4 protein-coding genes and 1 pseudogene are annotated in these 6,440 nt (G+C 70.9%); all 5 read left to right on the forward strand.

Going from position 1 to position 6,440, the window contains the following annotated elements; translation table 11 throughout:
* The first annotated feature begins 64 nt into the window (after positions 1 to 64).
* The 5 genes and pseudogenes from I0C86_RS09490 to I0C86_RS09510 all read left to right on the forward strand — a co-directional run bounded on the left by I0C86_RS09490 (position 65) and on the right by I0C86_RS09510 (position 6,303).
* Complete coding sequence (locus tag I0C86_RS09490; RefSeq protein WP_196200846.1) at positions 65 to 1,972, forward strand: PPC domain-containing protein; 1,908 nt, start codon at positions 65 to 67, stop codon at positions 1,970 to 1,972.
* 276 nt (positions 1,973 to 2,248) lie between these two features.
* Positions 2,249 to 2,326, forward strand: a pseudogene (locus tag I0C86_RS43135) (isochorismatase family protein); the annotation flags it as partial.
* Positions 2,327 to 2,477: 151 nt separating this feature from the next.
* A complete protein-coding gene (locus I0C86_RS09500) occupies positions 2,478 to 3,455 on the forward strand; it encodes an aldo/keto reductase (protein WP_196200847.1) in 978 nt (325 codons plus the stop codon).
* A 64-nt stretch (positions 3,456 to 3,519) separates the two neighbouring features.
* Positions 3,520 to 5,262: a serine/threonine-protein kinase gene (locus I0C86_RS43140; protein WP_196200848.1), complete on the forward strand. Its 1,743-nt coding sequence runs from the start codon at positions 3,520 to 3,522 to the stop codon at positions 5,260 to 5,262.
* Between the two features lie 15 nt (positions 5,263 to 5,277).
* Complete coding sequence (locus I0C86_RS09510) at positions 5,278 to 6,303, forward strand: septum site-determining protein MinC (protein WP_196200849.1); 1,026 nt, start codon at positions 5,278 to 5,280, stop codon at positions 6,301 to 6,303.
* Positions 6,304 to 6,440 lie beyond the last annotated feature (137 nt).

Consider the following 6,440-nt stretch of genomic DNA (forward strand, 5'->3'; position numbering starts at 1 on the left):
AGTAGCGTCACGGTAGCCATCGGTGGCGGGGGCCACCGACGATGGCACGACGACAGGGGGATACATGCGTCGACCAATCGCCATACTGGCTGCCGGAACACTGGTGGCCGCGGTGCTGACGCCGACCAGCGCCCAGGCCCGGCCGGGCCCCGAGGACGGTGGTACGCCGGGCACGGCCGCCGCCAAGTCGAAGCCCGGCATCGCGAGCCGGGCGCCCTCGGGGCCGAACCCGTTCCTCGCGATGCTGCCGGATCCGAGCAAGGCGGACTACCTCGGCTGGCGGAACTGGCTGGCCGCAAAGGGCGACCAGCGCGCCGACCTGCGGGCCAAGCAACGGGCGGCACTCGCCGCGCCGCTGCTGGCCGACGAGGAGGAGCCGGCCGGTATCCGGAACGGCAACGACACCCCGGCCACCGCGCAGCGGATCACCGGTTTCGGTACCGGCGCCAAGGAGAACTTCCAGCTCCGGATCCTCGGCACGCTCTCGCCGGAGGAGGTGGACGCGGAGGAGATCGCGCCGACTCCGGAGGATGACGGGGCGATCCCGCTGGCCGGCGAGACCGGCGTCGGCGACACCCGCAAGGCGGTAACCACCACCGCCGAGATCGGCGACGGTCCGCACGGCAGCGCCGGTGACGGCACGGGTGACTTCGACTTCTACGAGGTCACCGGGGTCGCCGGGGAGTCCGTGACGATCGACATCGACACTCCCACGGACGACCTGGACTCGATCGTCGCCCTCTACAACTCCGAGGGCGAGATGGTGGCGCTCAACGACGACACCGCGGACGGCTACGACAGCCTGCTGGTCCACGAGTTCACCGAGGACGGCAGCTACTACGCGGCGGTCGTCGGCTGGCCGTCGCTGCCGGTCGACCCGTTCGACTCCGGCAGCGGGCTGGGCGTCGGCACCGAGGGTCCGTACCAGGTCACCATCCACACCGGCGAGCAGGACGTCGACTTCTACGCCGTACGGCTGCGTCCGGGCGACGTGCTCGGTGCCTCGGTGCAGGATGCGGCCACCAAGGTGAAGATCTTCGACCCGGATCGGCGTGAGGTGCACGGGTCCGATCAGGACGCCAGCAGCCTCTACCCGGCGAGCAGCCCGCTGCCGGGCGGCGGCAACGGGGTCACCGAACACGTGGCCGACAAGGCGGGTTGGCACTACGTCGGCATCAGCGCCGGCGACGGGAACTACGACGTCACGGTCGAGGCGTACCGGCCCGGCCTGGAGGGCGAGCGTCCCCGCCAGACGATCTTCCTCGACTTCGACGGGGAGCGGATCAACACGGGCATCTTCGGCGGTCCGGGCGTACGTACGCTCAGCCCGTTCCGCGCCTTCCTCGGCCGGTGGGGGCTCAGCGCCGACGACGAGGACGCGGTGATCGACGCGATCATCGCCGAGGTGACGGAGAACCTGCGGTCGGACATGGTCGCCAGCGGCCTCAACCAGCGCTTCGACCTTCGGATCCGGAACAGCCGGGACCACGCCGACCCGTTCGGGGAGGCGAACGTCAGCCGGGTGATCATCGGTGGCTCCATCGCCGAGTCCGGAATCGACACGATCGGCATCGCCGAGTCGATCGACCCGGGCAACTTCGGCACCGAGGACTCCGCACTGGTGCTGCTCGACGTGTTGAGCGACCCGGCCGGGGACGCGCCCTCGCTGAACACGTACCTGACCGACGCCAGCGACCGGATCGCCTTCGTCGGCCAGGCGGTGGGGAACGTCACCGCGCACGAGGCCGGGCACTTCCTCGGCAACTGGCACGTCGACCAGTTCAACGAGCAGGCCAACGTGATGGACCAGGGCGGCAACTTCCCGGTCATGTTCGGGGTCGGCCCGGACGGCGTCGGCGGCACCGCCGACGACGTCGACGTCGACTTCGGCGAGGACGAGTTCAACCCGAACGAGGGCTTCACCGGCATCGAGGACACCCTCAGCCGGATCGCCTTCACGGTCACGAAGTAGCGGTCGGGACCGGGAAACCGGTCCCATAGTTGGTAAGACCCCCCGGTCCGGGAGCCGTCGGCGACGCGACGGTTCCCGGACCGGTTCACGTCACCGGCTGGGACTCGACGCAGTTCGTCGTGCTGACCGGATCGTTCCGGAACGGGGCATGATGGTGACTGACGGTGGACGGGTCCGGAGCGACAGGATCGGGGGCATGTTGCGCGCACTCGTCGTCATCGACGTACAGGAATCCTTCCGGCAGCGCCTGATCTGGGCCGCCAACTCCAACGCGAGGTGGCGGTCTGCGGAATCCGTACCGAGCAGTGCGTGGAAACCACCGCCCGGGTCGCGTCCGACCTCGGCTACCAGGTGACGTTCGTCACCCGGTTGACGCCCGGCCGGTTGGTGAGGTCGCCGTTTCCGGTCGGTCCGACCGGCGGTACGTTGCTGCCGGGACGGGTGCCGCGCGTGGCCGCGCCAGGCCGGGGTCGGGCACCGCACGCGGGGAGACCGAGGAGAACTGATGCGCTACGTACGGTTGGGCAACTCGGGACTGGAAGTGTCGGGAGTCGTCCTCGGCTGCATGAGTTTCGGCGACCCGCAGCGCGGCACCCACGAGTGGTCGGTCGGCCTCGACGAGGCGCGACCGTTCGTCCGGCAGGCGATCGAGGCCGGGATCACCACCTTCGACACCGCCAACGTCTACTCGGCCGGCACCAGTGAGGAGATCACCGGGAAGCTGCTGGGCGAGTTCGCGAAGCGCGACGAGGTGGTGATCGCGACGAAGGTGCACGGCCGGATGGGTCCGGGGCCGAAGGGCGGCGGCCTGTCCCGGGCGGCGATCCTCACCCAGGCCGACGAGAGCCTGCGCCGGCTCGGCACCGACTACATCGACCTCTACCAGATCCACCGGTACGACCCGAACGTGCCGATCGAGGAGACGATGGAGGCGTTGCACGACCTGGTCCGGGCCGGCAAGGTCCGCTACATCGGCGCCTCGTCGATGTGGACCTGGCAGTTCGCGCAGGCGCAGCACGTCGCCGACCGGAACGGCTGGACCCGGTTCGTGTCGATGCAGGACCAGTACAACCTGATCATGCGCGAGGAGGAGCGGGAGATGCTCCCGTTCTGCCTGGACCAGGGCGTCGGGGTGCTGCCCTGGAGTCCTCTCGCCCGAGGCCGACTGACCCGGAACTGGGACGCCGGTACGCGGCGCAGCGAGACCGACCGGTTCGGCAGCACCCTCTACCGGCAGGCCGAGGAGGCCGACCGCGCGGTCGTCGACACGGTCGCGGCGGTGGCCGGTGAACTCGGCGTGTCCCGGGCCCAGGTCGCGCTGGCCTGGCTCTGCCACCAGCCGGCGGTGACCGCCCCGATCGTCGGCGCGACGAAGCCCGCGCACATCACCGACGCGGTCGCCGCGGTCGAGCTGAATCTCGGCGAGGACGAACTGCGCCGGCTCGGCGAGCACTACGTGCCACACGCTCCGGAAGGGTTCTGAGTACCGTCGGCGGCCGGCACCGGCACGGCGTTCGCCCCCGGAACGCGGCGGGTACCGTGGTCGGGTGCTGACCCGGGGAGTCGTGCTTCACGATCGCTACCTGCTCGACGATCGGATCGCCACCGGCGGCATGGGAGAGGTCTGGGCGGCCAGCGACACCCTGCTGGGACGCCGGGTCGCGGTCAAGGTGCTGCTGCCGGCGCTGGTCTCCGACACCGAGTTCATCACCCGGTTCCGCACCGAGGCGCGGTTGCTGGCCGCCCTGCGGCATCCCGGCATCGTCGCGGTGCACGACTACCGCGAGGACGCGATGGTCGACGGCCACCGGGTGGACTACCTCGTGATGGAGTACATCGAGGGCGTACCGCTGTCGAAACGGATCAGGGCCGCCGGCCGGCTCGGTGTCGCCGAGACCATCTCCGTACTGGCCCAGGCCGCGCAGGCGTTGCACGTCGCGCACAACGCCAACATCGTCCACCGGGACGTCAAGCCGAGCAACCTGCTGGTCCAACCGGACGGCAGCGTCGTACTCGTCGACTTCGGCGTCGCCCGGTCCGGCAACGTCACCAGCATCACCGGCACCAACGTCGTGCTCGGCACGGTGCAGTACATGGCTCCGGAGCAGATCGCCGGGCGGCCCGTCTCGGCGGCCACCGACGTCTACGCGCTCGGCGCGGTCGCGTACTCCTGTCTGACCGGCCGACCCCCGTTCCCCGGCACCAATCCGCTGCACGTGGTGACCCAGCATCTTCAGGACGCACCACCCGCGCTGCCGGCCGACGTACCCGCACCGGTGGCGGCGCTGGTGAGCCGGGCCCTGGCCAAGGACCCCGCCGGCCGGTACCCGAGTGCTGCCGTGTTCGCCGACGCCGCCCGCGCCGCACAGAACGCGGCGTCGGTCCCACCGCCGCCGCCGGTCGCGCCCTTCGACGCCGGTGCCGCAGCCTCCGGTGCCGCAGCCTCCGGTGCCGGTGCCGACGTTACGACCGGCGGTCTCGGCGCCACCGGCATGACGGGGAATCCGGTACCGGACACCCGCCCGGAGTTGCGGTCCATCCCGCCCCGGCCCCGGACCGAAAACGGCTGGGGCCAGCACTCCGGCCGGTCGGCCGCGGAACCTTCCCCCTCCGCCGCCGTCGGCAACCGGCGCCGCCACGTCCTGCTCGCCGGCGTGGCCGGAGCCGTCGTCGTCGCGCTCGCCGGCGTCGCCGCCCTCGTGGCCCTGCGCCCCGACGAGGAGGGATCCTCGGCGGGGCCGGTGACGAAAGCGTGGGTCGGGACCTCCGCCAGCGCGGAGCCCGGCGACGGGAACACCGGGCCGGCGGCCCGCGCGACGGCGACCGCCAGGCCGAGCCAGTCGGCGAAGGCCCCCGGCGCACCGGCCCCCTCGACACCCTCGCGGGGTGCCGGCGCGGACACCACTGGCGGTCCGAAACCGACCACCGCGCAGGGCGGGGGATCGGCTAGCAACCCACACACCCCCGGCAAGGTCTGCGGCAGCGGCTACCAGGTCATCGACTCGGCCACGCTGACCGGATCGGACGGCGTCCAACGAGGCAAGGTGTACCTGCTGTACAACGCCGGCAACGGCTACAACTGCACCGTCGCCCTCAAGTCCACCTCGATTGGCAAGGCCACGGCGGTCTCGACGTACCTGGAGGTGCAGGGCCGGACCCGGAGCACCGACAGTGGCTCCTTCGCGTACTACGCCGGTCCGGTGCGGACGAAGGCCGCCGGGATGTGCGTACGGTGGGGCGGCTCGGCCGCCGGAGTCAGCTACAACAGCCCGTTCGAGCACTGCGACTGATCGGCGGGAGGCCAGATGTCAGGGCCACGGTCGACCCCACCCAGAATCGGAAGCCCGCAGTGGGACCGCGAGCTGGCCACGATCGGAGTGGACCGCAAAGTCCTCGATGACGAACTGGCCGTGGCAATCCGGGACAGCGAGTCGATTGCCGGCGAGGTCGATCCCCACTCGCTGGACTTCTCCGGCGAGCCCGCACAGGTTGCCGCCGCCTGGATCCTGTTCCACCAGCATCACCCGTCGTACGGCGCGCTGATGTACCTGGGACATGTCTGGTCCTCCGCCGAGCAGACCCTGCGTGACTGGGTCGTACGCCAGTTCGCCGCGATGCTGGTCCACGGTCCCGGACCGGTCGCCGCGTCGGGCGAGTACGGGCTGTGGGTCGATTACTTCGAGGCGTGGTCGGAGGCGCCGGGGGTGTTCACCAGCCTGGCGGCGCAAACGCCCCACTCCTGTTGGCACCGGCTGCTGAGCGCGGCGGGACCGGTGCCGTGGACGGCGAAGCGCGACTATTTTCTGGAGGCGGCCGAGATTCCCGAGCTGCACACCGCGCTCGCGGAGGGCATCTCGGGCTCCTTCTACGACATCTACGGCAACGTCGACGCGGTGGAGGCGGCGCACCTGCTGGATCGGATCACGGTCGCCGACGACGACCTGCGGGACGCACTCGTCGAGGCAACCACCCAGCCGCTTCGGCTGCGCTCCGGCTCGGTCATCGTGGTGGACGATCCGACGTGGCGGTACCCGGGAAGCCTGCTGGTGCACGCGACGGTCAGCGGCGGCCGGTGGCGGTGGGTGCCCGGATCGGAACTCGTTGCCGACGGCACGGTCTACGGCAGGCTGGTGCACCGGGGCTTCACCCTCGACGGACGGCTCTCACACCAGGTGTTTCAGGGCCGTCCACTCGATGGACACCACAGGCTCCACCGGGTCGAGGCGGTGCCGGAGCACGCGGAGGCACTGGTTGACCGGGAACTGGAAGCCTGGCCGCCGGGCCTGCGGGAGTACGTCGCCCGCACTCGGGGCCGACCAGCGGAGGAATGAGGATGACGTCATCGCGACCGACCATCAGCCGGCGTGTCCTTCTCGGGGTCGCGGCAATGGTGCCGCTGGTCGGGTGCGCGAGGAACAGGAAGTCCGCTGCCTCCTCCCCGCCCTCACCGTCTCCGACTTCCTCGCCC

The sequence above is a fragment of the Plantactinospora alkalitolerans genome, from assembly GCF_015690345.1.
GTDB lineage: Bacteria > Actinomycetota > Actinomycetes > Mycobacteriales > Micromonosporaceae > Plantactinospora > Plantactinospora alkalitolerans.

Excerpts from the sequence above, each read along its gene's own strand:
- I0C86_RS09490 (WP_196200846.1), top strand. The coding sequence starts at position 65 with ATGCGTCGACCAATCGCCATACTGGCTGCCGGAACACTGGTGGCCGCG.
- I0C86_RS09510 (WP_196200849.1), top strand. The coding sequence starts at position 5,278 with ATGTCAGGGCCACGGTCGACCCCACCCAGAATCGGAAGCCCGCAGTGG.
- I0C86_RS09500 (WP_196200847.1), top strand. The coding sequence starts at position 2,478 with ATGCGCTACGTACGGTTGGGCAACTCGGGACTGGAAGTGTCGGGAGTC.